The sequence below is a fragment of the Micromonospora sp. NPDC049891 genome (assembly GCF_040660295.1).
In the GTDB taxonomy this organism is placed as follows: domain Bacteria; phylum Actinomycetota; class Actinomycetes; order Mycobacteriales; family Micromonosporaceae; genus Micromonospora.
Genome location: NZ_JBFAML010000008.1, coordinates 229,938 through 256,382 on the forward strand (window position 1 = coordinate 229,938; position 26,445 = coordinate 256,382).

At 73.3% G+C, this 26,445-nt stretch carries 21 protein-coding genes and 2 pseudogenes; 15 read left to right on the forward strand and 8 right to left on the reverse strand.

Features of this window, described 5'->3' with window-relative positions; translation table 11 throughout:
• The first annotated feature begins 97 nt into the window (after positions 1-97).
• The gene (locus AB0I71_RS13620; RefSeq protein ID WP_357584223.1) at positions 98-1,123 is read left to right on the forward strand and encodes a hypothetical protein; all 1,026 of its coding nucleotides are present in this window, start codon (positions 98-100) and stop codon (positions 1,121-1,123) included.
• 52 nt (positions 1,124-1,175) lie between these two features.
• Here AB0I71_RS13620 and AB0I71_RS13625 read toward each other — a convergent pair whose 3' ends face one another.
• The 3 genes from AB0I71_RS13625 to AB0I71_RS13635 all read right to left on the reverse strand — a co-directional run bounded on the left by AB0I71_RS13625 (position 1,176) and on the right by AB0I71_RS13635 (position 4,872).
• Positions 1,176-1,628: a helix-turn-helix transcriptional regulator gene (locus tag AB0I71_RS13625; protein WP_357584225.1), complete on the reverse strand. Its 453-nt coding sequence runs from the start codon at positions 1,626-1,628 to the stop codon at positions 1,176-1,178.
• Between the two features lie 118 nt (positions 1,629-1,746).
• Entirely contained in the window at positions 1,747-2,922 is a 1,176-nt protein-coding gene (locus AB0I71_RS13630; protein ID WP_357584227.1) for an SAM-dependent methyltransferase, read from the reverse strand.
• 228 nt (positions 2,923-3,150) lie between these two features.
• Positions 3,151-4,872, reverse strand: coding sequence for a DEAD/DEAH box helicase (locus tag AB0I71_RS13635; RefSeq protein WP_357584229.1), 1,722 nt, complete (start codon positions 4,870-4,872; stop codon positions 3,151-3,153).
• Positions 4,873-5,206: 334 nt separating this feature from the next.
• Between AB0I71_RS13635 and AB0I71_RS13640 the strand changes: the two genes are divergently transcribed.
• Positions 5,207-5,860, forward strand: coding sequence for a ferritin-like fold-containing protein (locus AB0I71_RS13640; protein WP_357584231.1), 654 nt, complete (start codon positions 5,207-5,209; stop codon positions 5,858-5,860).
• A gap of 36 nt (positions 5,861-5,896) precedes the next feature.
• Here AB0I71_RS13640 and AB0I71_RS13645 read toward each other — a convergent pair whose 3' ends face one another.
• Positions 5,897-6,124, reverse strand: coding sequence for a DUF3107 domain-containing protein (locus tag AB0I71_RS13645; RefSeq protein ID WP_099849490.1), 228 nt, complete (start codon positions 6,122-6,124; stop codon positions 5,897-5,899).
• A gap of 63 nt (positions 6,125-6,187) precedes the next feature.
• Positions 6,188-6,826, reverse strand: coding sequence for a TetR/AcrR family transcriptional regulator (locus AB0I71_RS13650; RefSeq protein WP_131302398.1), 639 nt, complete (start codon positions 6,824-6,826; stop codon positions 6,188-6,190).
• Positions 6,827-6,972: 146 nt separating this feature from the next.
• Here AB0I71_RS13650 and AB0I71_RS13655 point away from each other — a divergent pair, with 146 nt between their 5' ends.
• The 6 genes and pseudogenes from AB0I71_RS13655 (at position 6,973) to AB0I71_RS13680 (ending at position 14,996) form a co-directional block, all read left to right on the forward strand.
• Positions 6,973-9,897, forward strand: a complete 2,925-nt coding sequence (locus AB0I71_RS13655) for a hypothetical protein (RefSeq protein ID WP_357584234.1) — start codon at positions 6,973-6,975, stop codon at positions 9,895-9,897.
• A 23-nt stretch (positions 9,898-9,920) separates the two neighbouring features.
• On the forward strand, positions 9,921-10,895 hold the full coding sequence (locus AB0I71_RS13660; protein WP_357584236.1) for an alpha/beta hydrolase: 975 nt from the start codon (positions 9,921-9,923) through the stop codon (positions 10,893-10,895).
• Between the two features lie 163 nt (positions 10,896-11,058).
• Entirely contained in the window at positions 11,059-11,844 is a 786-nt protein-coding gene (locus AB0I71_RS13665; protein WP_357584238.1) for a DUF3152 domain-containing protein, read from the forward strand.
• Between the two features lie 137 nt (positions 11,845-11,981).
• A complete protein-coding gene (locus AB0I71_RS13670) occupies positions 11,982-12,719 on the forward strand; it encodes a DUF3152 domain-containing protein (protein ID WP_357584240.1) in 738 nt (245 codons plus the stop codon).
• 73 nt (positions 12,720-12,792) lie between these two features.
• Positions 12,793-14,044, forward strand: a pseudogene (moeZ, locus tag AB0I71_RS13675) (adenylyltransferase/sulfurtransferase MoeZ).
• Positions 14,045-14,075: 31 nt separating this feature from the next.
• On the forward strand, positions 14,076-14,996 hold the full coding sequence (locus AB0I71_RS13680) for a prenyltransferase/squalene oxidase repeat-containing protein (RefSeq protein WP_357584242.1): 921 nt from the start codon (positions 14,076-14,078) through the stop codon (positions 14,994-14,996).
• A 105-nt stretch (positions 14,997-15,101) separates the two neighbouring features.
• Here the strand turns inward: AB0I71_RS13680 and AB0I71_RS13685 are convergent, their stop codons facing one another.
• Together AB0I71_RS13685 and proB are read right to left on the reverse strand one after the other, a co-directional pair.
• The gene (locus AB0I71_RS13685) at positions 15,102-16,346 is read right to left on the reverse strand and encodes a glutamate-5-semialdehyde dehydrogenase (RefSeq protein WP_357584244.1); all 1,245 of its coding nucleotides are present in this window, start codon (positions 16,344-16,346) and stop codon (positions 15,102-15,104) included.
• Positions 16,347-16,383: 37 nt separating this feature from the next.
• Positions 16,384-17,493, reverse strand: a complete 1,110-nt coding sequence (gene proB, locus AB0I71_RS13690; RefSeq protein WP_357584246.1) for a glutamate 5-kinase — start codon at positions 17,491-17,493, stop codon at positions 16,384-16,386.
• A gap of 61 nt (positions 17,494-17,554) precedes the next feature.
• Between proB and AB0I71_RS13695 the strand changes: the two genes are divergently transcribed.
• From AB0I71_RS13695 to AB0I71_RS13715, 5 genes are all read left to right on the forward strand, one after another.
• Complete coding sequence (locus tag AB0I71_RS13695) at positions 17,555-17,869, forward strand: MGMT family protein (protein ID WP_357584248.1); 315 nt, start codon at positions 17,555-17,557, stop codon at positions 17,867-17,869.
• Positions 17,870-17,901: 32 nt separating this feature from the next.
• The gene (locus AB0I71_RS13700; RefSeq protein WP_357584250.1) at positions 17,902-19,545 is read left to right on the forward strand and encodes an MFS transporter; all 1,644 of its coding nucleotides are present in this window, start codon (positions 17,902-17,904) and stop codon (positions 19,543-19,545) included.
• A complete protein-coding gene (locus AB0I71_RS13705) occupies positions 19,542-21,005 on the forward strand; it encodes an aminotransferase class V-fold PLP-dependent enzyme (RefSeq protein ID WP_357584252.1) in 1,464 nt (487 codons plus the stop codon). The genes AB0I71_RS13700 and AB0I71_RS13705 overlap by 4 nt, the downstream gene beginning before the upstream one ends.
• Before the next feature lie 193 nt (positions 21,006-21,198).
• Positions 21,199-21,777 (forward strand): NADH-quinone oxidoreductase subunit B family protein, encoded by a 579-nt coding sequence (locus AB0I71_RS13710; RefSeq protein ID WP_357584254.1) that lies wholly within the window; start codon positions 21,199-21,201, stop codon positions 21,775-21,777.
• Between the two features lie 99 nt (positions 21,778-21,876).
• Entirely contained in the window at positions 21,877-23,193 is a 1,317-nt protein-coding gene (locus tag AB0I71_RS13715; protein WP_357584256.1) for a DUF2252 domain-containing protein, read from the forward strand.
• A 19-nt stretch (positions 23,194-23,212) separates the two neighbouring features.
• Here AB0I71_RS13715 and AB0I71_RS13720 read toward each other — a convergent pair whose 3' ends face one another.
• On the reverse strand, positions 23,213-24,259 hold the full coding sequence (locus AB0I71_RS13720) for a glucose 1-dehydrogenase (RefSeq protein ID WP_357584258.1): 1,047 nt from the start codon (positions 24,257-24,259) through the stop codon (positions 23,213-23,215).
• 147 nt (positions 24,260-24,406) lie between these two features.
• Here AB0I71_RS13720 and AB0I71_RS13725 point away from each other — a divergent pair.
• Positions 24,407-24,973: pseudogene (locus tag AB0I71_RS13725) on the forward strand (NADH-quinone oxidoreductase subunit C); the annotation flags it as partial.
• 404 nt (positions 24,974-25,377) lie between these two features.
• Positions 25,378-26,340, forward strand: a complete 963-nt coding sequence (locus AB0I71_RS13730; protein ID WP_357584260.1) for a complex I subunit 1 family protein — start codon at positions 25,378-25,380, stop codon at positions 26,338-26,340.
• The last annotated feature ends 105 nt before the right edge of the window (positions 26,341-26,445 follow it).

Sequence of the window (26,445 nt, forward strand, 5' to 3'; positions counted from 1 at the left end):
CAAGGACGGACGGACCGCCGCCCGGTACCGGGATCGCCCCCAGGCCGGGTGGGGGCGGGCCGGCGGGTGGCCGAGGTGGCGGCGGTACGGTGGGCGCATGGCTGACCAGGCACCCGACGCGCCCGCGCTCGGGTCGCTGCGCACCGCCGAGCGACAGTTGGCGGGGCAGGACCCCGGTGCGGCTCCGGCTGGCCAGGCCCCGGAGGTGACCTCGGCCGTACCGGATCGAGCCACGCTGCGGCTGGCCCTGGTGGTCGGTGGGCTCGTGCTGGCGGTGCTGCTCGGGTTCGGGCTCGGGCGGATCAACGGTGGCGGTGGCGCCACGGCGGCGGGCGGGACGGACAGCGCGCTGGCCGACCACACCCATGCCCCTGGCCTCGGCGCGCACTCGCACGGCACCGACCAGGACGCGGCGGCCGAGGCCGGCGGCCTGGCGGTCAGCCGCGACGGTTACACGCTGACCCCGCTGACCGCTGAGTTCACCGCCGGTCGGGCCGGTGAGCTGCGGTTCCAGGTCCGGGACGGGCAGCGTCGGACGGTCACCCGGTTCGCGGTCGTGCACGACAAGCCGATGCACGTGATCGTGGTGCGTCGGGACCTGTCCGGTTACCAGCACCTGCACCCGACCATGGCGGTGGACGGCACCTGGTCGGTGCCGTTGACGCTGCCGTCGTCCGGCATCTGGCGCGCGTACGCCGACTTCACAGCCCTCGCCGACGACGGCCGGCAGACGGCGACGACGCTCGGGGTGGACCTGGTCGCGCCCGGCGACTACACGCCCCGTGACCTGCCCACCCCGGCGACCACGACCGCCGTCGACGGGTTCACCGTCGACTACCAGGGTGCTCCCCAGCCCGGCCTCACCGTGCCGGTCAGCTTCCGGATCACCGGCGCGGACGGGGCGGCCCCGGCGCTGGAGCGCTACCTCGGTGCGTACGGCCACCTCGTCGCGCTGCGCGAGGGCGACCTCGGCTACCTGCACGTGCATCCGGAGGCCGAGCTGGTCGACGGGACGATCCGGTTCTGGCTCACCACCCCGGGGCCCGGGCGGTACCGCCTCTACCTGGACTTCGCGACCGGGGGAGAGGTACGCACCGCGGAGTTCACGGTGTCGGTGCCTTAGGCCCTGTGTGGAAGTCCCCGGCCCGCCGCGTGTCGACGCGGGGCCTGGCGGGTCAGCCCGCCGTCCGGCGCATCGGTGTGGCGGTGGAATCCGCGGGCCGGCGGATCGGCCGCCGGGCGAGGTAGCGCAGCAGGTCGCGGATGTGGTGCTTCTCCTCCGCCGGCACCGCCGGATCCGCCAACCGTTGCAGGATCACCCGCACGTCGGCCTCCACCGGGCCGTCGTCGCCGCGTCGCCACGAGGCGGGGCCCGCGTCGGGCAGACCGAGCGCCCGGAAGGCTGCCGCGACCGGCAGATCGAGCGCGGCGCAGAAGCCGCGGACCTTTGCCAGTTCGGGGTAGTCCTGCCAGTCACCGGCGAGCCAGCGGAAGACCGTCGAACGACCGACGCCGGTGTGGGCGGCCAGGTCGGTGACAGTCCAGCCGCGCTCCTCGCGGGCGTCGTCGATGGCACGGCGCACGAAACGCGCGAAGGCCATCTGCGGCGAAACCTCTGCCGAACCCATCCGGTGGGTCTTCCCTCCCGACCGGCACCCGACGGTGCGCTCTTCGAGAGTAGTACGGGAACGGCGCTGGGCAATTGACTGATCGACCAGACGATTCCGGTGGCGGGACGCGAATCCGTCACACAGCCGGTGGCAACTGCGTCAGCAGAGTCTCCAGCCGGGGCGTGAGCTGCCACTGGGCGACCAGTTCCCGGTACTCCGCGCGCTGGGCGGCGGTCGGGTCGGCTCCGGTGCGTCGGGCCCGGATGAGCAGGTTCCGTGGGGTGTGTGTGGAGTCGACGAACTCGACCACCTCGGCCCGGTAACCGTGCAGCCGCAGCAGCCCGGCGCGCAGCGAGTCGGTGAGGACGTCCGCGAAGCGCTCCCGCAGGATGCCCTGCCGGGTGAGCAGGTCGTACGGCGCCGGAGCCGGCCGGCTACGCAGCTGCGCCGCGACGTCGTGGTGGCAGCACGGTGCGGCGAGCACCCAGCGGGCGTGCCAGCCCACCGCCCGGGCCAGCGCCTCGTCGGTGGCGGTGTCGCAGGCGTGCAGCGCGAGCACCAGGTCGGGCGGCGGTTCGACGGCCGCGTCGGCGATCGTGCCGGCGACGAAACGCACCCGGTCGGCCCAGCCCAGCCGCTCGGCCAGTTCGGTGTTGCGGCGGCGCTGATCGTCGCGCACGTCCACGCCCACCAGCTCGACGTCGAGGCCGGAGCGGGACAGATAGCGGTACGCGGCGAAGGTGAGGTACGCGTTGCCGCAACCGAGGTCCACCACCCGTAGCGGGCGGTCCAACTGCCCGGCCAGCCCGTCGGGGAGGGTGGCGGCAAGTGCCCGTAGGAACGCGTCCACCTGTCGCCGCTTGGCCGCCGAGCCACCGATCGCGGCGAACAGCGGATCGCCCGGGTCGAGCAGGTACTCCTTGGCCCGGTCGTGCCCGGAGGCTGCGGTCGGCGCGGCCGGCCGGGTCGCCGCGGTGCGGTGCACCTGGGCCTCGCCCGACTTGGTGACCCGCAGTTGCAGGGTGGCGTCGGCGGTCTCCACGTGCCAGTTGCCGAACGGCTCGGCCAGCAGCGCCTCCACTGCCGCGTCCGCCTCCGGCCCGGGGCTCAGGTTCCGGGTGTGTGGCCGGGCCCCGTCGGAGGTGGAGATCTGCAGCCGCTGACCGGCCTTGAGGGCGACCGGTCGCAGCTCGGCCCGGATCATCGAGGGACGCTGGCCGCGTCGTCGTCCGGCCGCCACGGCCCGGGTGAGGGCCGGTCCGAGCAGCATCGAGCGGACCTCGGCCAGGGCGGAGTCCAGTGGTTCGGGCATCGCTCCATCTTTCGGGGACTGGGCGGCATCGTCAGCCGGCAGGCGGCAACGGCCCGCCGCCCGCGCTGCCGCCCGTCAGCTCTGCTTCAACCGACGCACCGGTTCCGACTCGAAGCCGGTGCGTGGAGTGAAGCAGAGCAAAGGGGCCGGACAAGGAAGTACCGCCCGGGCGGCGACGGGTCGGTCCAGTGGCACTGGCCGCTCGCCGCCGCCTCGGGCGGTACGACGTCAGTCGGTGGTGGCTTCGGCCGGCGTACCGGTGCCGGAGGCGGCACCACGGCGGCGACGGCGGCGGCGTGGGCGCGGAGCGGCCTCACCGGCGGCGTCCTCGCCGCGACCGGTGCCCGCTTCGGCGGGGGTGTCGTCGACGGCCGTCGGGGCGGTCTCGGCGCCCGCCACCGCCTCGCCGGTCCGGCGACGCCGGCGACGTCGGGGGGTACGGGTGCCTTCCTCGGCGTCGCTTCCGGCGGCGTCGGTCGGCGTGGTGTCGGCACCGTCCTGCCGGCGACCGCTGTCGCCGCGTCCACGGCCACCGTCGCCACGGCCGCCCTCACTGCGACCACCCTCACCACGGCCGCCCTCGCTGCGACCACGGCGGCGGGTGCCGCGCGGCTCACCCCGCCGGGGGCGGCCGCCGCCCAGGTCCTCCTCGACCTCGGCGGCCAACCCGGCGCGGGTGCGCTCGGCGGTCGGCAGGGTGCCGGTGATCTCGGTGGAGATGTGCAGGTCGGTGTAGAGGTGCGGCGAGGTGTGGTAGGTCTCCGGAGGCTCGGGCATGTCCAGTCCGAGCGTCTTGTCGATGATCCGCCAGCGGGGCATGTCGTCCCAGTCGACGAAGGTCACCGCGACGCCGCTCGCGCCGGCCCGACCGGTCCGGCCGATCCGGTGGGTGTAGGTGTCCTGGTCTTCCGGGCAGTCGTAGTTGATCACGTGGGTGACGCCGCTGACGTCGATGCCCCGGGCCGCCACGTCGGTGGCGACCAGAGTGTCGATCTTTCCGGCCCGGAAGGCCCGCAGGGCCCGCTCGCGGGCACCCTGCCCGAGGTCGCCGTGCACCGCCGCGACCGCGAAGCCCCGGAAGTCCAGGTCCTCGGCGACCCGGTCGGCGGCCCGCTTGGTCCGGGTGAAGATGATGGTCAGGCCACGGCTCTCGGCCTGGAGGATCCGGGCCACGATCTCGATCTTGTTCATCGAGTGGGTGCGGTAGACGAGTTGCTCGGTCTGCGGCGAGGGGCCGGTCTCGGCGGTGTGCCCGGCGTGGATCGTGATCGGGTGGCGCAGGAAGCGCCGGGACAGCGTCACGATCGGGTCCGGCATGGTCGCGGAGAAGAGCATGGTCTGCCGGTCCTCCGGCAGCATCGCCAGGATCCGCTCGACGTCGTCGAGGAAGCCGAGGTCGAGCATCCGGTCGGCCTCGTCCAGGACCAGCGCGCGTACCCCGTGCAGGCGCAGGTGCTTCTGCTTGGCGAGGTCCAGCAGGCGGCCCGGCGTGCCGACGAGGATCTCCACGCCCTTGCGCAGCGCGTCGATCTGCGGTTCGTACGCGACGCCACCGTAGATCGGCAGCACGCGTACGCCACGGGTGCGGCTGGCGGCGGCGATGTCCTTGGCCACCTGGATGCCCAGCTCGCGGGTCGGCACGACGACAAGCGCCTGCGGCAACCCGTCGCCGCCCTCGTCCGGTGCGAAGACCCGCTCCAGCAGCGGTACGCCGAAGCCCAGGGTCTTGCCGGTGCCGGTCGGGGCCTGCCCGATCAGGTCGGCCCCACGCAGCGCGATCGGTAGCGCGTACTCCTGGATGGCGAAGGCGCGGGTGATGCCGGCCGCGGCCAGCGCGTCGACGGTCTCGGCGCGGGCGCCGAGCTCGGCGAATGTCGGTGCCTCCGGTCGGACCGGGGCGGTCGGGGCCAGTTCCTGGCCCTCGGTGAGGTCTTGAATCGGCTCACTCATGTGGATTTGGGGGTGCCCTCTCGTGGGTGCGCCCCGTCATGTCCTCAGGGCGCGTTCGGTATGACGCGGGCCACACGGTCGGCGGCAGAAAGCCGAGCGGACCGGGCCGCACGCGCGCCGTGGGTCGACTTCAACCGGATCGGAGTTGACTCCGGCCGGGATCGGCACGTACGGCAACTCCTCCATGCTACCTGAACGGGCCAAACAGCGTCCCGATTCCGCAGCGGCAAGCGGCGACGCAAAGGTTTGTATGTGACCTGTATCACACCGGATCGGGTCTGGGTCGGTTTCGCGCGGGCCCGCCGGCGCCGGGGTCGGACGGTAGCCTGCGCAGGTGTCCGCCCCCACCCCACCCGGCCACGCTGTCACCGACCTGCTCGGTCTGGTGGCCCTCGGTGAGCTGCTCGCCTTCGACCGGATGGCGGCCGACGCCCGGCTCGCTCCCGACCTGCGCCGCCGGGCCGCCCTGAGCGAGATGGCCGCCGCCGAGATCACCAACTACCGGCGGGTGGCCGACCGGCTCACCGCGCTCGGTGTGCTGCCGGACGACGCGATGGCGGCGTACCTCACACCGGTGCAGGCCTACCACGACTCGACCGAGCCCCGCGACTGGGCGGAAGCGGTGACCAAGGCGTACGTCGGCGATGCGATCACCGACGACTTTCTTCGGGAGATCGCCGTCGCGCTGGAGGAGCCCGACCGCCAACTCGTCCTCGACGTGCTGCACGAGTCCCGGTACGCGGAGTTCGCCGCCGCCGAGATCCGGATCGCCATCGAGGCCGATCCGAAAGTGGCGGGGCGGCTGTCGATGTGGGCTCGACGTCTGGTCGGCGAGGCGCTGTCCCAGGCGGGCCGGGTAGCCGCAGCCGACCACGGTGCGCTCACCGCGCTGATCGCCGCAAGCGGTCAGGTCGACGTGGCGGAATTGTTCCGGCGGCTGACCGCCGCGCACACCGCGCGGATGGCCGCCGCCGGGCTCAACAACTGAGCGGGACCGCCGGTCCTACCGGGGTCCCGCCATCCGTCAGCGGACGGTGAAACCGACAGCCCGCGGCGACGCCTCGGCGATCTCGACGTAGGCGACCTTGCCGACCGGCACGATGATCCGCCGCCCCTTCTCGTCGGTCAGGGAAAGAGTGCCCTCGCCCCTGGCGACGGCGTCGGTCACGATCCGCTCGATCTCGGCCGGCGACTGTGCGCTCTCCAGGACCAGCTCGCGCGGCGCGTACTGCACGCCGATCTTGACCTCCACTGTGCCTCCTCCATCGGGCGAAATGGCCGCCCTGCGAAGGCTATCCGATCACAAGGTCGAAGTTCAGGCTGACTCACCTTGCAGCGGGAAGCTGGCGATGCCCCGCCAGGACAGCGCCGCGACCAACGCCTCGGCCTCGGCCTTGGGTACCTGGCGGCCACCGGCCAGCCAGAACTGCGCGGCGGTCTCGGCCGCGCCCACCAGGCCCGAGGCGAGCAGCTCGGCGTGCGCCCGACTGACCCCGGTGTCGGAGATGATCGTGTCGGTGATCGCCGCGATGCAGCCCTGCTCGACCCGCTCCACCCGCTGCCGCACGGCCGGCTCGTTACGCAGATCCGACTCGAAGACCAGCCGGAAGGCCTCGCTCTCGTGGTCGACGAAGTCGAAGTACGCCCGCACCGACGCGCTCACCCGCTCCTTGTTGTCGGTGGTGCTCGCCATGGCGTCGTGCACCTTCGCGACGATCGCGTCACAGTGCGTGTCGAGCAGCGCGAGATAAAGCTCCATCTTGCCGGGGAAGTGCTGGTACAGCACCGGCTTGGAAACCCCGGCCCGCTCGGCGATGTCGTCCATGGCCGCGGCGTGGTAGCCCTGCGCGACGAACACCTCCTGAGCAGCGGCGAGTAGCTGCTTGCGGCGCGCCGAACGGGGCAGGCGCGTGGGTCGGCCGGCGGTCTGGGCGCCGTTCCCCACAGCGGTCATGGGAACCTCCGAGGTTGTCGTACGGGCCGGCATTTCACCCGAACCGGTCGGGGCCCCTCGGCCCCTCGCGGAATTGGCCCGCCGCTGTAACTTATCGCCACTGTCGCCACACGGTAGCCTCAGCGGGGGCGACCAAGGAGCGCGCGGTGAGTGAAACAGGGCAACCCGGTGCCGCCACCCCGGGAGAGCACGGCGACGGGACGGGTCAGCGCGATGACCTGGCCCGTTCCGGCAACGGGTGGGCCCCACCACCGGTCGACTGGTCGTGGGGTCCGGAGGCCGTGCCGGGTCCCGGGACGACCAGGCCCCGCCCCGAGCCTCCGTCCGGTTGGGCCACCGCCTCGTCACGTCACGCCGACCTACCCGCTCCCGTCGGTGAGCAGGCGGAGCCCGAGCGGCCGGCCCGGGTCAACGGCAACCACGTCAATGGCCACCAGGCGAACGGCACGCCCGTCGCGGACCAGTCGCCCGCCGGCCGGCACGCCCCGGTGAGTGCGCCGCCCGGCCTGCGCGGGCCGGGCCAGGACCCGGGCAAGGACCGGCTCGTCGTACCGGCGCCCCGCCCGGTCCCGTCCGGCGAGCATCCGGTCACCTCCGTCGCGGGTCTGCCGACGTCGTCACCCCCGGCCATGCAGGTGCCGCCCGTCGGCACCGCCGCCTCCGGTTTCGAGATGCCACCCGGCCTGCACGCGCCAACCGCCGAACGGTCCGGGGAGGGCCCGGCGGGTGGCCGGCAGCACGGGTGGGACGACGGGTTCCCACCGGAGCCGGCCGGCGAGCCCTGGCCGATGGCGCCGGCCGCCGATCAGACCGGCGGGCCGACCGACCCTTCTGCGGCGGCCGGCACCGACCAGCCCGCCCGCTGGTCGGCCGCGTCGGGCGGCAGCGACCAGCCCACCGGCTGGTCGCCCGTCGATCAGCCCGCCGGTGACGCGGACCGGCCCAGCTGGGCTCAGCCCGGCCCGGCCAGCGACTGGGCGCCGCCGTGGGCGCGCGACGGGAGCGACTCCGCCGACCGTCGGTCCCGTGAGCTGCCGGCCGGGAACTGGGCCAGCGAGCCCAACCGTCCGTACGAGCCGGTACGTGCCGAGCCGACCCGCCCGTACGAGCCGGTGCGCGCCGAGCGGCCCCGCCCGTACGAACCTCGCAGAAACGGCGAACCCGCCTCGGAAGGGCAGCCATCCAGCGCGCCCGACCCGGCAGACCAGCCGACCGCCGTCGATCCGGCCGGCGCGTCCCCAACCCCGCAGCGCCCCTCCTGGGCGCGCTCGGCCGACCTGTCCCCGGCCGAGGAACGTCCGTCCTGGGCGTCGCCCCCGGTCAGCGGCGGTCCGACCAGCACCGCTGCGGCCCAGCCGCGTCCGTCGTGGGCACGTGCGCCCGAGGTGCCCCCGGCCGAGGAGCGTCCGTCCTGGGCGTTGCCGCCGGTCAGCGGTGCGCCGGCGAACGAGGGACCGCCCTGGGGCACGCGGAACGAGGAGGCCCCGCCGTGGGGCAACCGCTCCGGTGGCCAGCCGGCCGACGAGCGCCTACCGTGGGCGCTGCATCCGGCCAGTTCCCCACCGGCCGGCGCGCCGTCCGGTGCCGTCGATCCGACAAGCGCCCCACCGGCCAGCAGCCGGCCAACCACCCCCACCACCAGCGCACCGCAGCCTGACGCGTCGAGCCGGCGGGAGACACCCCAGCCCGGCCCGAATCCACCGGTCACCGAGGCCCGGTCGGCCTCCGACCCTCCCGGGTATCGACCGTTCCGGCTGCGGCCGGTTCCGGACGAGCCGACACCCGCGCCCGCCCCGGCTCCCGCCCCGCCGGACCCGACCGCCGGGGTGGCCGCGACCGACCAGGTCGCAGGCGAGCCTGGCCGCCGCGAGCGCACCCCCTCTGCGCCCGTCCCGACGGGTGCAGCCCCCTACGCGGCACGCCGGTCCGCGCCCGATCCGGTCCCGCCGACCGAGCCGGCCGGCGACCGTTCGGGGGACAGCACCACGGCGGTGTTGCCGCAGCGCGTCCCCGCCGAACCGGACGTGCCCGTCGTGCCGGAGCCGCCAGCTGTGGAGCCACCCGCCGAAACCCCGGAACTCGCCCGGATCGCCACTCATCTCCGCCGTGACGACGAGCCGGCCCCGCTGCGGGACCGGCCGGAGGGCTTCGACGTCAGCGCGATCCTCGCCGCCGTCCGAGGAGTCGAGGGCGTCCGCGACGCGGCCCTGCGGCGTACCCCCGCCGGTGCCCACAGCCTGCGCCTCGACCTCGCCGACGGGGCCGACCCGGCCGAGGTGAGCCGACAGGTCGCCCGGTTGTTGCAGGAGCGGATGGGGTTGGCCGCAGCACCGCGCGGCCTGCCCGGAGTCCCCGCCGTGCCGGTGCGCCGACGCTCCGCGGAGAGCCGGAGCGAGGCGGGTGAGACGCGTCCGGTCGCCGAGCCTCGGCGCCCGTCCGCGCGCCCGGGCGGCACCCGGACGGAGACTCCGCCGAGTCGGCCGGAGACCGTGCCGGAGACCACCCGACGACGCCGGCAGGCACCGGCCCCGAACCGGGGCCGGGCGGTCGTGGACGACCCGGGTGCCCTGGGCAGTCCGGCCACCCTCGGCGCCTCCTACTCCGGCGGGCAACTCACCACCACCGAGTCCGCGCCGTCGCGACCGCTGGACACCGGTGGGGTGCCGGGCCCCCGGGTGGTGCTCGACCACGTCCAGGTCAGCACGTTCGGGCTCGACGCCAACGTCGAGGTCCGGCTGGTGGCGGGCGACCAGAACGCCTCGGGGTACGCCACCGGGCCGGCGGTCGACGGGTTCGTGCTGCGGCTGTGCGGTGTCGCGGCGGCGGCGGCGATCGACGAGCTGCTCTACGCCGCCGGCCCCACGGCCGAACGTGGACGGTGCTTCGTGGAGCACGCGGCGGTGGTGCCCTTCGGTAACTGTGAGGTGGCCACCGTCGTGGTGCTGCTGGTCTGCGACGGGTGGGTCGAGCAGTTGGCCGGTTCCGCCCTGGTGGCCGGTGATCCCCGGCAGGCGGTGGTGCGGGCGACCCTGGCCGCGGTCAATCGTCGGCTGGAGGCGCTGCTGGCGTGAGCCGTTCCAGGCAGACTGGAACGGTGAAGCCCGCCACCCTCTGGCCCGAACGGTTGCTGCCCGCCCACTCGGTTCCGCCGCCCTGGCCGGGGCGCGAGGTGCGATTCGACGGGGCTGTCACCTACGTCCGGGAGACGCCGGCCACCAGCCCGGACGCCGAACCGGCCCTGTACGTGCACGGTCTGGGCGGCTCGTCGCAGAACTGGACCGACCTGGCGGGGCTGCTCGCCGACCGGCTGGACGGTCAGGCGATCGACCTGCCCGGCTTCGGTCGGAGTGAGCCCGGCCGGCGGTACACCGTGCCGGTCTTCGCGGAGCGGGTGATCCGCTGGATCGAGTACTCCGACCGCGGGCCGGTGCACCTGTTCGGCAACTCGCTGGGCGGCGCGATCTCGGTACGGGTGGCCGCCCTCCGGCCGGATCTGGTCCGGACGCTGACCCTGGTGTCACCCGCCCTGCCGTTTCTCGACTTCCGCCGGTCGTTGCAGGGCCGGATGCTGCCGCTGCTGGCGATCCCCCGGGGCGAACGGGTGGCCGCCTGGCGGCTGGCCCAACTGGCGCCGGAGGTGATGGCACAGCAGGTGATGGAGGCGTGCGTGGCCGATCTCAGCCGGATCAGCGACCAGCGTCGGCGCGAGGCGCTGGAGGAGATCCGCGTCCGCTACGAGGCGGCGCACTACGCGGCGGCGTACGTCCGTACCTTCCGGGGTCTGGTTTCCAGCTTCGTGCGGTCGTACCTGCCCGGGTCGGGCTCGCTGTGGCGGATGGCCGGTTCGGTGCGTGCACCGTCGCTGGTCATCGGGGGACGGCAGGACCGGCTGGTCGACGTGCGGGTGGCACCGCAGGCCGCGCGGGTCATCCCGGACAGCCGACTCTTGATGATCAACGGGGTTGGTCATGTGGCCCAACTGGAGGTGCCGCGCCTGGTGGCCCGGGCCGTGCTGGGGCTGCTCGCCGAGGCGGGGGCATCCGCGCGGCGGGCCGACCTGGCAGGATGACCGGGTGCACAGCCCTGGTAGCCGTCGTCGTTCGGCTCGTCCCGCTGGCCGTCACGCCATCCCGCAGAGGTCCCCCCGCCGCGATCGGGCAACGGACCCTGCCGGGGGCGAGGGCCGGCGCGGACGCACCGGGCCGGGCGCGCTGATCCGGGCGGCGGTGCTGGTGGCTGCCGTCGGTGCCGCGGTGGCGATGGTGGCCGGTGGCACCGGCATGGGCTCGGGAGCGGCCGATGAGGTCACCCCGGTGGCCTCCGCACCCGTTGTCGCCCCGCCGTCCCTGGCACCCGTGGAGTCGCCGACGCCGTCGCCGGTGGACGTGTCCCCGTCGCCTGAGGCACCCGTCCTGCAGGAGCCGGGCTCGATCCCGTCGACCGGCCCGGGCCGGTTCGGGTATGACGACCGGACCGGTCCGGTGCTGGGTACGGCCGGTGCCATCCGGCGCTACCGGGTGGCTGTGGAGTCCGGCTCCGGTGCGGACGCGGGCGAGTTCGCCCTGGCGGTGCGGACGGCGCTTACCGGCCCGGGCAGCTGGGTGGACAGCGGTCGGCTGCGGTTACGGCAGGTCGAGGGTGCCGCCCGGTACGACTTCACGGTCTACCTGGCCACGGCCGGGACGGCGGCCCGGATGTGCGCCGCCGGGGGTGTCGACATCCGGATCGGTGGCCGGCCGTACACCTCCTGCCGGGCGCCGGGGAAAGTGATCATCAACCTGGACCGATGGCGGCTTTCGGTGCCGCACTTCGTCGAGGCCGACGTGCCGCTCTCGCTCTACCGGACGTACGTGATCAATCACGAGGTCGGGCACGAGTTGGGCAACCGGCACGAGCGCTGCCCGGGCCGGGGCGAGCCGGCTCCGGTGATGATGCAGCAGACGCTCTTCCTCAAGGGGTGCGTCGCGAATCCGTGGCCGTACCTGGACGGTCGGCGGTACGCGGGCCCGCCCCTCTGAGCGGCACCCGGCCGATCAAAATGCAGTGATGTGCCGGAATAGGGTGCGACGATGAGGCCATGCCCTCTTCACCCCTTTGGCGCGGATTTGGTGGTTCGGGCCACCACCCGGAACCAGGAGATCGCCAGCCCCGGCCGGTGGTACCGCACCGGGTGGCGGTGACCCTGGGCATGGTGCTGGTGCTGGCCGCCACCACAGCGATGCTGCTGGTTCGGGCCGGTCAGCGGGTGGCCGAGCCGGACCAGGGCTTCGGCAACCGGATCGCGTACGGAGCGGGAGGCGACGAGCGGGCCGGGCCGAGCAGGTACCCCTGGGTGGGCGCCGGCAGCTTCACGGTGGCCGGTGACCACTCACCGGTGCGCGGCGAGGGGGGTCCGGTGGCCCGCTACCGGGTCGCCGTCGAACAGGACACCGGCCAGGATCCGGCCACCTTCGCCGCCGAGGTCGACGGGGTGCTGGCCGACCCGCGTAGCTGGATCGGCACGGGGGAACTGCGCGTGCAGCGGGTCGCCGAGGCCGAATCCGCCGACTTCACCATCTATCTGGCCACCCCGCTCACCTCGGAGGCGATGTGCGCCGAGGGAGGACTGAGTACGGAGGGCTACACCTCGTGCCGGCTGCCCGGGCAGGTCATCATCAACCTGGCCCGCTGGTTGGAGGCGGTGCCGGACTACGGCGCACCGCTGGAGGTCTACCGGGCGTACGTGATCAACCATGAGGTCGGGCACGAATTCGGGGAGGGGCACGAGGCGTGTCCGGCACCGGGGGACCCGGCACCGGTCATGCAGCAGCAGACGTACGGCCTGGACGGCTGCCTGCCGAACGCCTGGCCGATCCTCGACGGGCGCCGGCACGCCGGCGAGTTGATCGGCTGACCACGACGGCGGCGAGCGCTACCCGCCCGTCGGGTATTCCCGCTCCCGCATAACGGGCGACGTGTCCCTGCTCATGGTCGATGGGCGCGTCGGCGAGCGACAATGGCCCGGTTGTCCGCCACATCGATCCCGGGGAGTCCACCGTGTCGCTGCCCCCGCTCGTCGAACCCGCCGCCGAGCTGACCGTTGACGAGATCCGCCGCTACTCGCGCCACCTGATCATCCCCGACGTCGGGGTCACCGGGCAGAAGCGGCTGAAGAACGCCCGGGTGCTCTGTGTCGGCGCCGGTGGTCTCGGTTCTCCCGCACTGATGTACCTGGCCGCCGCCGGGGTCGGCACCCTGGGGATCATCGACTTCGACACCGTCGACGAGTCCAACCTCCAGCGGCAGATCATCCACGGCGTCTCCGACATCGGCCGCTCGAAGGCCGAATCGGCCGCCGCGAGCATCCGCGAGATCAATCCGCTGGTGAACGTCGAGATCCACAACACCGCGCTGGATCGGGAGAACGTCCGCGAGATCTTCGCCCAGTACGACCTGATCGTCGACGGCACGGACAACTTCGCCACCCGGTACATGGTCAACGACGCGGCCGTGCTGCTCGGCAAGCCGTACGTCTGGGGGTCGATCTACCGGTTCGACGGTCAGGCCTCGGTGTTCTGGGCCGAGCACGGCCCCTGCTACCGCTGCCTCTACCCGGAGCCGCCGCCGCCGGGCATGGTGCCCTCCTGCGCCGAGGGCGGGGTGCTCGGCGTGCTCTGCGCCTCGATCGGCTCGATCCAGGTCAACGAGGCGATCAAACTGCTCGCCGGCATCGGCGAGCCGCTGGTCGGCCGGCTGATGGTCTACGACGCCCTGGAGATGAGCTACCGGAAGATCAAGGTCCGCAAGGATCCGAACTGCGTGCTCTGCGGCGAGAACCCGACGCTCACCGACCTGATGGAGGACTACGAGGACTTCTGCGGCGCGGTGTCGGTGGAGGCCCAGGAAGCGGTGGTCGACGCGACGATCACCGCGGCCGAGCTGAAGGAGTGGCAGGACGCCGGCAAGGACATCTTCCTGGTCGACGTCCGGGAGCCGGCCGAGTACGAGATCGTGCGCATCCCCGGCGCCACCCTGATCCCCAAGGGCGAGATCCTCTCCGGTGAGGCGCTGTCCAAGCTCCCGCAGGACCGGCAGATCGTGCTGCACTGCAAGTCCGGTGTCCGCTCCGCCGAGGCGTTGGCCGCGTTGAAGGCGGCCGGCTTCCGCGACGCCGTGCACGTGCAGGGCGGAGTGCTCTCCTGGATCAAGCAGATCGATCCCTCGCTGCCCGCGTACTGATCCACAGCCGAGAGGCCCCTCCACCATCTCGATGGGGGAGGGGCCTCTCGCCGCCACCCTGCCGTCGGTCGGATCTCACCTATCCGTCCTCCTGAGGCGAGATCACGTTTGCGCCGGTAGCGTGGCCGCCGTGGTCGACATCGACGCCGCGATCGGGTTCGTGGTGGCTCACGGGGACGCGGTGGAGCGTGCCCGCCTGTCCTGGTTGCGCACCGGCACGCAGCCACCGCCCGAGGTGCTCGACAGCGCCGAGGTCGGGCAGACGCTTGGCGGCGGGTGGCCGGCGTCCTGGGGTGAGGAGGTCGCCTCGGTCGACGCGACCTGTTTCCGCCTCGCGGAACTGGACGACCTCGGTGCGTTGGGCCGCCCGAGCGCCCGTCGGGCGCTGGACTGGCTCGCCGCCGGCCAGCAACGTGACGGCTGTTGGGAAGAGGACCAGGCGCTCGCGGACTCCGCGCCCGAGTGGGCCCGTCCGGGTGACCCGGAGGCACGGCTGTACCTGACCGCCAACGCCGCCTTCTGGCTCACCGTGGCGGGCCTGGACGCGCGAGCGGCCGGGCCGTTGGACCACCGGGTCGGCGGGGCGTACGCCGGTGTGGTGTACGGCGCCAGCCAGGCGATCGCCGCCCAACTGCGCCCCGACGGTAGTTGGCCGTCCTTCCTGGCCGCCGGTTGGCTCAGCGCGGCGGTCCTGCACCGGCAGCAGATGTTCTACGAGTCGGCGCAGATCAAGGCGGTGCTGGCGGAGCGGCTGCCGCAGGCGTCAGCAGCCGACGCCGCCTGGCTCGCCGTGACGCTGCGCCGGGTCGGCGTCGACCATCAGGAGTGGACGCTTGTGGCGGCCCGCCGCCGGCTCACCGAGACGCAGCGCAGCGACGGCGGCTGGAGCAGCGACGACGGCCACCAGTTCGACGTACACGCCACCCTCGCCGTCATCCGCGCCTTCCGCTAACCCCACCCCGCCCGCCCAGGTGCGTCGATCATGAGGTTAGCGGTGCCGGGAAGCGCTTTCCCTGCCGTCAACCTCATGATCAACGCGGGTCAGGGGCGGCGCGGGTCAGGGGCGGAGGTGGCCGGTGCCGGTGACCACGTACTTGGTGCTTGTCAGTTCGGGCAGGCCCATCGGGCCGCGGGCGTGCAGCTTCTGGGTGGAGATGCCGATCTCGGCACCGAAGCCGAACTCGCCGCCGTCGGTGAACCGGGTCGAGGCGTTGACCATCACGGCCGCCGCGTCGACCCGCGCCACGAACTCCCGGGCGGCCGACTGCGAATCGGTGACGATCGCCTCGGTGTGGCCGCTGCCGTACCGCCGGATGTGCGCGACCGCCGCGTCCAGCGAGTCGACGACGGCGGCGGAGATCTCCGCGGCCAGGTACTCGGTGCCGAAGTCCTCGTCGGTCGCCGGCACCACCGCGTCGGAGTGTGCCGCGACCCGCGCGTCGCCGTGCACCGTCACCCCGGCCTCGGCGAACGCGGCAAGCACCGCCGGCAGGAAGGCGTCGGCGACGTCGGCGTGCACCAGCAGCGACTCGGCGGTGTTGCAGGTGGACAGCCGCTGCGTCTTCGCGTTCAGGGTGATCGCGACCGCCATCGACAGGTCGGCGGCGGCGTCGACGTAGACGTGGCAGTTGCCCACCCCGGTCTCGATCACCGGCACTGTCGACTCTTCGACCACGGTGCGGATCAGCGACGCGCCGCCGCGCGGGATCAGCACGTCGACCAGGCCCCGGGCCCGCATCAGCTCCTTGACCGAGTCGCGGGTGCTGGCATCGACCAGCTGCACCGCGTCCGCCGGCAGGCCGGCCTCGCCGATCGCGTCGCGCAGTACGGCGACAAGTGCGGCGTTGGAGTGCGCGGCCGAGGAGGAGCCGCGCAGCAGGGCCGCGTTGCCGGCCTTCAGGCAGATCCCGGCGGCGTCCACCGTCACGTTGGGCCGACCTTCGTAGATGATGCCGACCACGCCGAACGGCACCCGGACCTGCCGCAGCTCCAGCCCGTTGGGCAGGGTCGAACCGCGGACCACCTCGCCCACCGGGTCGGGCAGCGCGGCCATCTGGCGCAGCGCGTCGGCGATGCCGGCCACCCGCCCCTCGTCGAGGGCGAGCCGGTCCAGCACGGCCGCGCTCAGCCCGGCGTCGCGCCCGGCCGCCAGGTCCGCGCCGTTCGCGGCCAGGATCTCCGGCGTACGCGCCACAAGCGCGTCGGCCATCGCGTGCAGCGCGGCGTCCTTGGCGGTACGCGTCGCGACGGCAAGCGTCTCCGCCGCAGTTCGCGCCCGGCGGGCCTGCTCGCTCACGCTCATGTCCCACTCCTCAGATGTCGGCCCTGGTCGGGGCGATTCACAGCAGCACCAGGTCGTCCCGATGGACGACCTCTCGTTCGTACGCCGGGCCGAGCGCCGCGGCGAGGTCGGCGGTGGACCGCCCGAGCAGGCCGGGCAGCTCGATCGCGTCGTAGTTGACAAGCCCCCGGGCCACCGGTGCGCCGGAGGTGTCGACGAGGTCGACCGGGTCGCCGGCGGTGAACGCACCGTCGACGGCGGTGATCCCGGCCGGTAGCAGCGACTTTCGCCGGCCCACCACGGCGGCGACCGCCCCGGGGTCGAGGTGCAGCCGGCCCCGGGGCGAGGTGGCGTGGGCGAGCCAGAACAGTCGGGCGGCGGGTCGCCGGAGACTGGGATGGAAGAAGGTGCCGACCGGCTCCCCGGCCAGCGCGGCGACCGCCTGGGTGGCGGAGGTGAGTACCACCGGGATGCCGAAGCCGGTGGCGATCCGGGCCGCCTCGACCTTCGTCACCATGCCGCCGGTGCCGACTCCCGCGCGGCCGCTGCCGCCGATCTCGAGACCGACCAGGTCCGCCTCGTCGCGTACCTCGGCGACGCGGTGGGAGCCGGGTCGGGTCGGGTCGCCGGTCCAGAGCGCGTCGACGTCGGAGAGGAGCACCAGCAGGTCGGCGTCGACGAGCGCGGCGACGAGCGCGGCCAGCCGGTCGTTGTCGCCGAACCGGATCTCCTCGGTGGCGACCGTGTCGTTCTCGTTGACGATCGGCACCGCCCGCAGGTCGAGCAGCTTGCGCAGGGTGCGGTACGCGTTGCGGTAGTGGGCCCGCCGGGTCACGTCGTCGACGGTGAGCAGCACCTGGCCCACGGTGCGGCCGTGCCGGGCGAAGGCGGCGGCGTACCGGCCGATCAGCAGGCCCTGACCGACGCTGGCGGCGGCCTGCTGGGTGGCCAGGTCGCGCGGTCGCCGGGGCAGGCCGAGCGGGGCGAGGCCGGCGGCGATCGCGCCGGAGGAGACCAGCACCACCTCGCGCCCGTCGGCGCCCCGCCGACCGAGGGCGTCGACCAACGCGTCGACCCGCCCGTCGTCCAGCCCGCCGCTGGCGGTGGTCAACGAGGAGGACCCGATCTTGACAACGACCCGTCGGGCCGCCGTGACTGCGTCGCGCACCCGCCCATTCTGCGCTGTCGTCGCGGCGTGGCCCGCCGCCGTTCCCATAGTCTGGCCGCTTGTGACACCTGACGAGTACGTCGAGGCGGTACTGGAACTGGTCGACCGGATCCCGCCCGGCCGGGTGATGTCGTACGGGGCGTTGGCCGACGCGTTGGCCGAGCGCTCCGGGCGGGCGTCGGCGCGGCTGGTCGGGGCGATCATGGCGCGTCACGGTGGTGGGGTGCCGTGGCACCGGGTGGTGAACGCGGCCGGAGGGCTGCCGCCCCGGCTGGCCCGCGAGGCGCGGGCGCGGTGGCTCGCCGAGGGGACGCCGCTGCGCGGTACCGGAGTGGACATGCGGTCGGCCACGTGGTGGCCCGGGCAGGGGATGTGACCCCTGCCATAACGTGAGTAACATTCGGCCCCATGACCGCGCCGCCGGGTGGCTCCGGCCCACCTCCCACCCCCGGACAGCCCGTCCCCGGCCTGCCGCTCCCCGCTTCGTCCGCCTCCGCGCTCGACCCGCCGGCGACGACGTCCGGCTCGGCACCCACGGCGACCGCCTCGGTTTCGGCCGCCTCCGTGCCTGACTCGCCCGCGTCCACCTCCGGCTCGGCGGCTACGACTTCCGCTTCGGTTCTGCCCGGCACGACCCCGGCCGCGCCGGGCACGCTGCCCAGAGGCGTGCATGCCGGCTACGCGCTCGGCTCGCTGGCGACGGGGGCCTTCGGCACCGTGCCGGGCCTGCTGTTGTTGCCGTATCTCACCGACACGCTAGGTGTGGCCGCCGGCGTGGCCGCCCTGCTGGTGCTGCTGCCGAAGGCCTGGGACGTGCTGGTCAACCCGGTGGCCGGGCGGATCTCCGACCGCACCCGGTCGCGTTGGGGTGCCCGCCGCCCCTATCTGCTCTTCGGTGGGCTGGCACTGGCCGTACTCTTCGGGGCCATCTTCGCCGCGCCGTTCGGTGCCGGTCCGGCGTCCGGGGCGTACGTCGCCGTCGCCTTCCTGGCCACCGCTACCGCGTTCGCCTTCTTCCAGGTGCCGTACGTGGCCATGCCGGCCGAGCTGACCAGCGACTACGCCGAACGTACCCGGATGATGACCTGGCGGATCGCGGTGCTGGCACTGGCCATCCTGGTCGCCGGTGCGGTGGCCCCGCTGGTGCGCGACGCGGCCGGCGGGGGTGTTCCCGGGCACCGGTGGATGGGTGTCTTCGTGGCCGCCCTGATCGCGCTCGGCGCGGTCGGCGCCTTCCTCGGCACCCGGTCGGCCCCGCAGGGCGCGGTCGGCGAGAGCGAGCCGAGCCTGCGCGCCCAGCTCGCCGTCGCGGCCCGCAACCGGCCCTTCCGGGCGCTGCTGCTCTGCTTCGTGGTGCAGTCCGCCGGGGTGGCCACCATCCTCGCCGGAGTCCAGTACTTCGCCGACCACGTGCTGCGGGACTCGACGACCGGTCCGACGGTGCTGTTCGTCTGCTTCGTCGGCCCGGCGCTCGTGGTGATGCCGCTCTGGTCCCGGGTGGGTGCCCGGGTGGGCAAGCTCGCCGCCCTGGTGGCGGCGTCGCTGATCCTGTCGGCCGGCGGACTGGCGTTGGTCGCCGCGCCGGTGCTGCCGACCACCGTGGTCTACCTGCTTGTCGCGGCGCTCGGCGTCGGGTACGCCGGGCAGCAGGTGTTCGCGCTGGCCATGCTCCCGGACTGCATCGGGTACGACACCGCGCGTACCGGGCGTCGACAGGCTGGCGTCTTCACCGGAGTGTGGACGGCCGGGGAAACCTTCGGGCTGGCCCTCGGCCCCGGTATCTACGGGCTGGTGCTCGCCCTCACCGGCTACGTCTCCTCCACCACAGGCACCGCCGCCACCCAGTCCGACACCGCGCGCCTCGGCGTGCTGCTCGGCTTCACGGTCCTCCCCGCCCTCCTGATCGGCCTGGCGACCCTGCTGCTGCGCCCCTACGACCTGACCCCCGCCCGCCTCTCCGCCCTCACCCCGCCTCCAGCCACCGCCGATCATGCAGTTGTGGCCGGAACAAAAGCCACTGAAGACCACGGAAAGGGCGCCACAACTCCATGATCGACGAGAACCGGTCGGACGGGATGCCGGCGGAGCAGGTGCTGGCGGAGATCCGCGAACTGCGAGCGATGGACCGGCCGACGCACGGCGGGCGGCTGTTCGCGTACGTGTACGACTCGGCGGTGCCCGGGCTGGACGCGCTCGCCGCCGCCGCGTACGCCGAGAGCGCCCACGTCAACGGGCTCGACCCGACCGCCTTCCCGTCGCTGCTGGCAATGGAGAACACGCTTGTCGCGGCGGCGGCGCGGCTGCTCGGCGGCGGGCCGGGCACCAGCGCTCCGGACGTGGTCGGCAGCGTCACCAGCGGCGGCACCGAGTCACTCATCCTGGCCGTGAAGACCGCCCGGGACGCCCGGCCGGACATCGCGGCACCCCGGATCGTGGTACCGGCCAGCGCCCATGCCGCATTCGCCAAGGCGGCCCACTACCTGCGGGTGGACCTCGACACGGTGCCTGTCGACCCGACCACCCTGCGCCCGACGGTCGCCGACGTGGCCGCCGCCGTCCGGCCGGAGACGGTGCTGGTGGCCTGCTCGGCACCCTCGTACGCACACGGCGTCGTGGACCCGGTCGAGCAGATCGCCGAGGTGGCCGCCGCCGCCGGGGTGCGCTGCCACGTGGACGCCTGCTTCGGTGGCTGGACGCTGCCGTACCTGCGCCGCCTCGGCACACCGGTGCCCCCGTTCGACCTCGCCGTGCCCGGGGTCACGTCGATCTCGGTGGACCTGCACAAGTACGCGTACGCCCCGAAGGGCGTGTCGGTGCTGCTGCACCGCGATCCACAGCTACGCGCCCCGCAGTACTTCGCGTACGCCGACTGGCCCGGGTACACCATGATCAACCCGGTGATCTCCTCCACCCGCTCCGGTGGGCCGATCGCCGCCGCGTACGCCACCCTGCGGCACCTCGGCGACGACGGCTACCTGGAGCTGACCCGCCGGACCTGGGTGGCGGTGCGCACGCTTGCCGACGCGGTACGCGGCACCGACGGGCTGCGGCTGGTCGCCGAGCCGGAGTCGACAGTGGTCTGCCTCACCGCCACCGACGACGGGCCGGACCTGTTCGTGCTTGTCGACGAGTTGGCCGTGCGGGGCTGGCACACCCAGCCACAACTGTCGTACGCCGGCCTGCCGGCCAGCGTGCACCTGACGGTGACCGCCGCGGTGGCCCCCCGCGCGGCCGAGTTCGGCCCCGACCTGGCCGACGCGGTCTCCGCCGCCCGCGCGGCAGGTCCGGTGGGGTTGCCGCCGGAGCTGCGGGCCCTGGCCGGCACGTTGGCACCGGAGGCGCTCACCGGCGACCTGGTCGCCGGACTCGCCGCCGGCCTCGGGCTCGGCCCGGGCGGCGGGCTGCCGGAACGGATGGCCCCGGTCAACACGCTGCTCGACGCCGCGCCACCGGCGCTGCGTGAGCGGCTGCTTGTCGAGTTCGTCAGCCTGCTGCAACGCCCAGCCTGGTAGCGCCCACCACCTGCTGGCTCCCACCGCCTGCTGGCTCCCACCGCCTGCTGGCTCCCACCGCCCGGCGGCGGTGACCTGTCTGGCGGCGGCGACCGCATGGCGGTGGTGGCCGGTGGCGGTGACCAGCGGGTAGCGGCGACCGCCCACCTCGGGGCGCTGTGGTTGACTGTCGGGGACGGGAGGGGGAGCGGTCGTGCAGCTGCCTGCGGTGCTCGGTGAGCCGATCCGGTTCGTGCTCAACTGGGGTCGGCGCTACTCGCTCTGGGTCTTCAACTTCGGCCTGGCCTGCTGCGCCATCGAGTTCATCGCGACAAGCATGTCCCGCCACGACTTCATGCGACTCGGCGTGATCCCGTTCGCGCACGGACCCCGGCAGGCCGACCTGATGGTGGTCTCCGGCACCGTCACCGACAAGATGGCCCCGGCGATCAAGCGGCTCTACGACCAGATGCCCGAGCCCAAGTACGTGATCTCGTTCGGTGCCTGCTCCAACTGCGGCGGTCCGTACTGGGACTCGTACTCGGTGACCAAGGGCGTCGACCAGCTCATCCCGGTCGATGTCTACGTGCCCGGCTGCCCGCCCCGGCCGGAGGCGCTGCTGCACGGCATCCTCCGCCTCCAGGAGAAGATCGCCGCCGAGCAGTCCGGCATCGGCGGCGTGCCCCGCCCGGACCCGCTCGCGGCGCCGGTCGACGCGCCGCCGAGCGACGGCACACCGGCCCGCTCCGTCGCCTCCCTGACCGCACCGCCGGTGCGTCCGCCGAATCCCTGACGCGGGTGCCCGCCCGTGTGCGGCGGCCGTCCGGTCGGCCGGACGAGACCGGTCGCTCGGCTGGCCGTCACGGTGGTGGGGCTTCGCTAGCGTACGGCCATGACCGACGTCGCGGAGCAGCGTTCCGCCTTCATCGTCAAGGTGCTGACCGAGGAGTTCGGCGCCCTGATGGCGCTCGACCCGGCCGCCTTCCGGCGCAAGTTCCGCAAGATGGCCGCCTCGCCGTTCGCCTTCTACCGGGGCAGTGCCAGCCTCTTCTACGCCGACCAGCGTGGCGACTTCGCCGACGACCGTTTCCTGGACGGGCAGACCAGCCGGGTGTGGATCCACGGTGACCTGCACGCGGAGAACTTCGGCACCTACATGAACGGCTCCGGCCAGCTCGTCTTCAACGTCAACGACTTCGACGAGGCGTACGTCGGTCCGTTCACCTGGGACCTGCGGCGGTTCGTCGCCAGCGTGGCGTTGATCGGCTACACCAAGGCGCTCTCCGACCGGGTCATCAGCGAGCTGGTCACCTGCTTCGCGAACGCGTACCTGGTCGAGCTGCGCGCCATCGCCGCCGGCGGGGACGACGCCATCGGCTCGATCACCCTGGACAACGCCGACGGCGTGCTCCGCCGGGTGCTCCAGCAGGCCCGGCTGAACACCCGGGTCGACCTGCTGCACGGACAGACCACCATCGACAACTACGAGCGGCGCTTCTCCGTCGGTGACGGGGTCTACGAGATCGACGGTGACGTGCGAGCGCGGGTGTGCGCGGCGTTCGAGGCGTACCTGGAGACGTTGCCGGCCATCACGACCCAGGCCCGGCCGCTCGCCGCGCAGATCAAGGACGTGGTGCTGCGCAAGGGGGTGGGCATCGGCTCGGCCGGACTGCCGTCGTACAACCTCCTGCTGGAGGGGCACACCCAGGCGTTGGAGAACGACGTCCTGATCTACATGAAGCAGGCCCAGGTGCCGGCGGTGGCGCGGTACATCGACGACGAGCGGGTCCGCGGCTACTTCCGGCACCAGGGGCACCGCACCGCCGAGTCCCAACGGGCCCTACAGGCACACGCCGACCCGTGGGTGGGCTTCACCGAACTCGACGGCGTCGGCCAACTCGTCGCCGAGGTGTCCCCGTACGCGGCCGACCTCGACTGGGCGGACGTCAACGAGCCGGAGGAACTGGCCGGGGTGCTCGCCGACCTCGGTAGGGCGGTCGCCCGGATGCACTCGGTGGCCGACGACGAATCCAGCCACGACCTGGTCGACTACTCGACCGAGGAGGCCATCGTCGCCGCCGTCGACGCGGACACCGCCGGCTTCGTCGGGCACCTGGTCGACTTCGCCCACACGTACGGGGTGCGTGCCCGGCATGATCACCAGCTCTTCGTCGACCTGTTCCGCAACGGCCGGCTCCCCGGCATCTGACCATCCCCGGCCAGCCGGCTCAGGTGTCGAAGTCGAGGACCACCTTGATGTCCTGCGGTCCCGGTGAATAGGCGGCGGCGTACCCGGCCAACGGCACCCGGCGGGTGATGAGCGAAGCGAGCCAGGCCGGGTCGGCCTTGGACAGTGCCTCCGCGGCGCCCTCCCAGTGCCGCCGGTTGGCGTTCACCGAGCCGAAGACGACGTTGTTCTCCAGGACGAGGGTCCGGTTCAGCGCACCCGCGTCGAAGTCGATCGTCCGGCCGCCGCTGGACACACCGGCCAGGCAGACGATCCCGTTGGGACCGACCTTGCACATCGCCTCCAGGACCACCACCGGCGCGCCGGTGCACTCGACGATGACGTCCGGTTCGAGGTCCAGCTGAGTGAGCGTTCCGGAGTGGTACGTCGCCCCGAGCGCGCCGGCAAGCGCCGGCTTCGGGCCCTCGGTGGCCAGGTCGAGCACGTGCACGGAGAGGCCCCGCTGGCTGGCCAGCAGCGCGGCGAGCAGGCCGATCGGCCCGGCACCGGTGATCAGGGCCGTGCGCGGCTGCCACTCCGCCCGCAGGCCGATCCGGTCGACGTGGTCCCACGCCTTGACCATCACACTTGCCGGTTCGAGCAGCATGCCCACCTCGATCAGCGACGGATCGAGTCCCACGGCGAAGCGGGGCTGCAACCGCCACCGCTCACGGGCGAAGCCCGGCAGCGCCTTGATGCCGTGCTCGGTGAACATGCCGTTGCGGCACATGTCCCACTCGCCCACCGCGCAGTTCGGGCAGGGCATCGGATCGGGGTGCCGGACGATGCCGGCGACCAGATCGCCGGGTTGCCGGGTGCCGGTCGGATCCTCCAGCACCCGGCCCAGTGACTCGTGACCGAGCACCAGGTGGTCGGTGCCGGGCGGTGCCTCGCCGTAGTGTCCCTCGATGATCTCGATGTCGGTTCCGCAGACGCCCACCGAGAGCGCCTCCACCAGGATCGGTCCCTCCTCGGGGGCCGGTTCCGGGTAGTCGTCGAGCAGCCGCAGCGAGCCTGGTACTCCGGGGATGACGGTCACAGCGCGCACGGGTCCATCCTGGTGGCCGCTCACCGCCGGCACCGCCGAAGCTCGCAGGAGTCACCCGCCCGCGTGCACCGGGCCGGGCTGCGGCGGCCGCCCGGCTCCGCCTCGGCTCGACCGAGGACTCCGGCCCCAGGGCCTAGGATCAGCGGCATGACACCGGAAGAGGTCGGCCAGCGGCTCGTCGCGCTGCTCGCGCCCGTCGAGGCCACCGCGACGGTCTCCGGCGGTCAGGTTCATTCCCGGGCCACCGTCGACGTACCCCCGCACGCCTGGCGGGCCGCACTGCTGGCCGCCCGCGACGACGCCGAGCTGGCCTGCGACTACTTCGACTGGCTGTCGGCCGTCGACGAGCTGACCGACGGCTTCGACGTGGTGGCCCACCTCTGGTCCACCTCGCACCGGCACGGTGTGCTGCTGCGCGCCCGGGTGCCCCGCGAGACCCCGACTGTCGAATCCGTGGTGGCGGTCTATCCGGGGGCCGCCTGGCACGAGCGGGAAACCCACGAGATGTTCGGCATCGACTTCGCCGGGCACGCCGACCTGCGCCCGCTGCTGCTGCCACCGGAGTTCGAGGGGCATCCGCTGCGCAAGGAGTTCGTACTGGCCTCGCGGGTGGCGAAGCCCTGGCCGGGTGCGAAGGAACCGGGTGAGTCGGAGGCCGGCGGTGGACGCCGCCCGATCCGGCCCCCGGGTGTGCCCGCGCCGGGCGAGTGGGGAGTCGTGCCGACCCCCGCCGGTGCCGGTGGGGTGGGGGAGGGCCCGCGCGGCGGCACCCCGGCCCGCCCCGCCCGGGAGCGCCCGGCCCGTCCGGCACCGGGTGCCCGCGGGCCGCGTACCCCCCGGGATGCCGGCTCCGCCCGGGAACCGGCCCGTCCCGCCCCCGGCGGTCCGACATCGGAGGCCACCGGCGGTCCGACACCGGAGGCCCCAGGCGGTCCGACTTCGGCCGGCGGTCCGGCGCCCGGGACCCACGACGGTCCGGTGCCCGAGCATGATCCGAAGCGTGCGGGCGGTCCAGCGGCCGACGCTCGTGGCGGGTCGGCATCGACGGGCGGCCCGGCACCTGAGGATGGTCCCGCAGCCGAGGGGGGTCCGGCACCGGATGACGGAGGTAGGGCCTGATGCCGCTCTGGCTGGAACTGGTTGTCCGGATCGGCGGGGTGCTGGCCGCCTTCCTCGTCCTGCCGCTGCTGGTGGGGCAGGCGGAGCACAAGGTGATGGCGCACATGCAGGGCCGGCTCGGCCCGATGTACGCGGGCGGGTTCCACGGCTGGGCGCAGCTGATCGCCGACGGGGTGAAGTTCGTCCAGAAGGAGGACGTCACTCCGCGCGCGGCCGACCGGCCGGTGTTCCGGCTGGCTCCGGCGGTGGCGCTGGTGCCGTACCTGCTGGCCCTGCTGGTGATCCCGCTCGGTCCGAACGACCTGGTCGGGCAGCCACTCGACGTCGGGCTCTTCTTCGTACTCGCGGTGGTCGGTGTGGGCGTGCTGGCCGTGCTCATGTCGGCCTGGGCGTCGGCCAACAAGTACAGCCTGCTCGGCGGGCTGCGTGGTGCGGCCCAGCTGCTCGGCTACGAGCTGCCGCTGGTGTTGGCGGCCGCGTCGGTGGCGATGGCCGCCGGGACGCTCAGCCTCTCCGGCATCGTCGAGGCGTGGCAGCCGTGGTGGCTGCTCTGGCAGGCACCGGCGATGGTGATCTTCTTCGTGGCCGGTCTGGCTGAGATCCGCCGGCCGCCCTTCGACATGCCGGTTGCCGACTCGGAACTGGTCTTCGGCTATCTGACCGAGTACACCGGCCTGCGCTTCGCGTTCCTGCTGCTGGCCGAGTACGTCGGCATCGTGGTGATCGCCGCGCTCACCACAGTGCTGTTCCTCGGCGGCTGGCAGGGCCCGTTCGCCGATGCGCAACTCGGCTGGCTCTGGACCCTGCTGAAGGTCGCCGCGGTCAGCTTCGTGATCATCTGGCTCCGGGTCTCCTACCCCCGCCTCCGCGAGGACCAGCTCCAACGCCTCTGCTGGCTCGTCCTGGTCCCCGCCGCCCTGGCCCAACTGGTCCTGACCGCCGCCATCCGCCTAGCCCTCTAACCCCACCCCCACCCCCACCCCCCGGGACGACTGCGTTGATCAAGAAGTTTTCGTCAGGATCCGCGCGGATGGGGGAGGAAGGCTGAGTTGGATAAACACAACAGC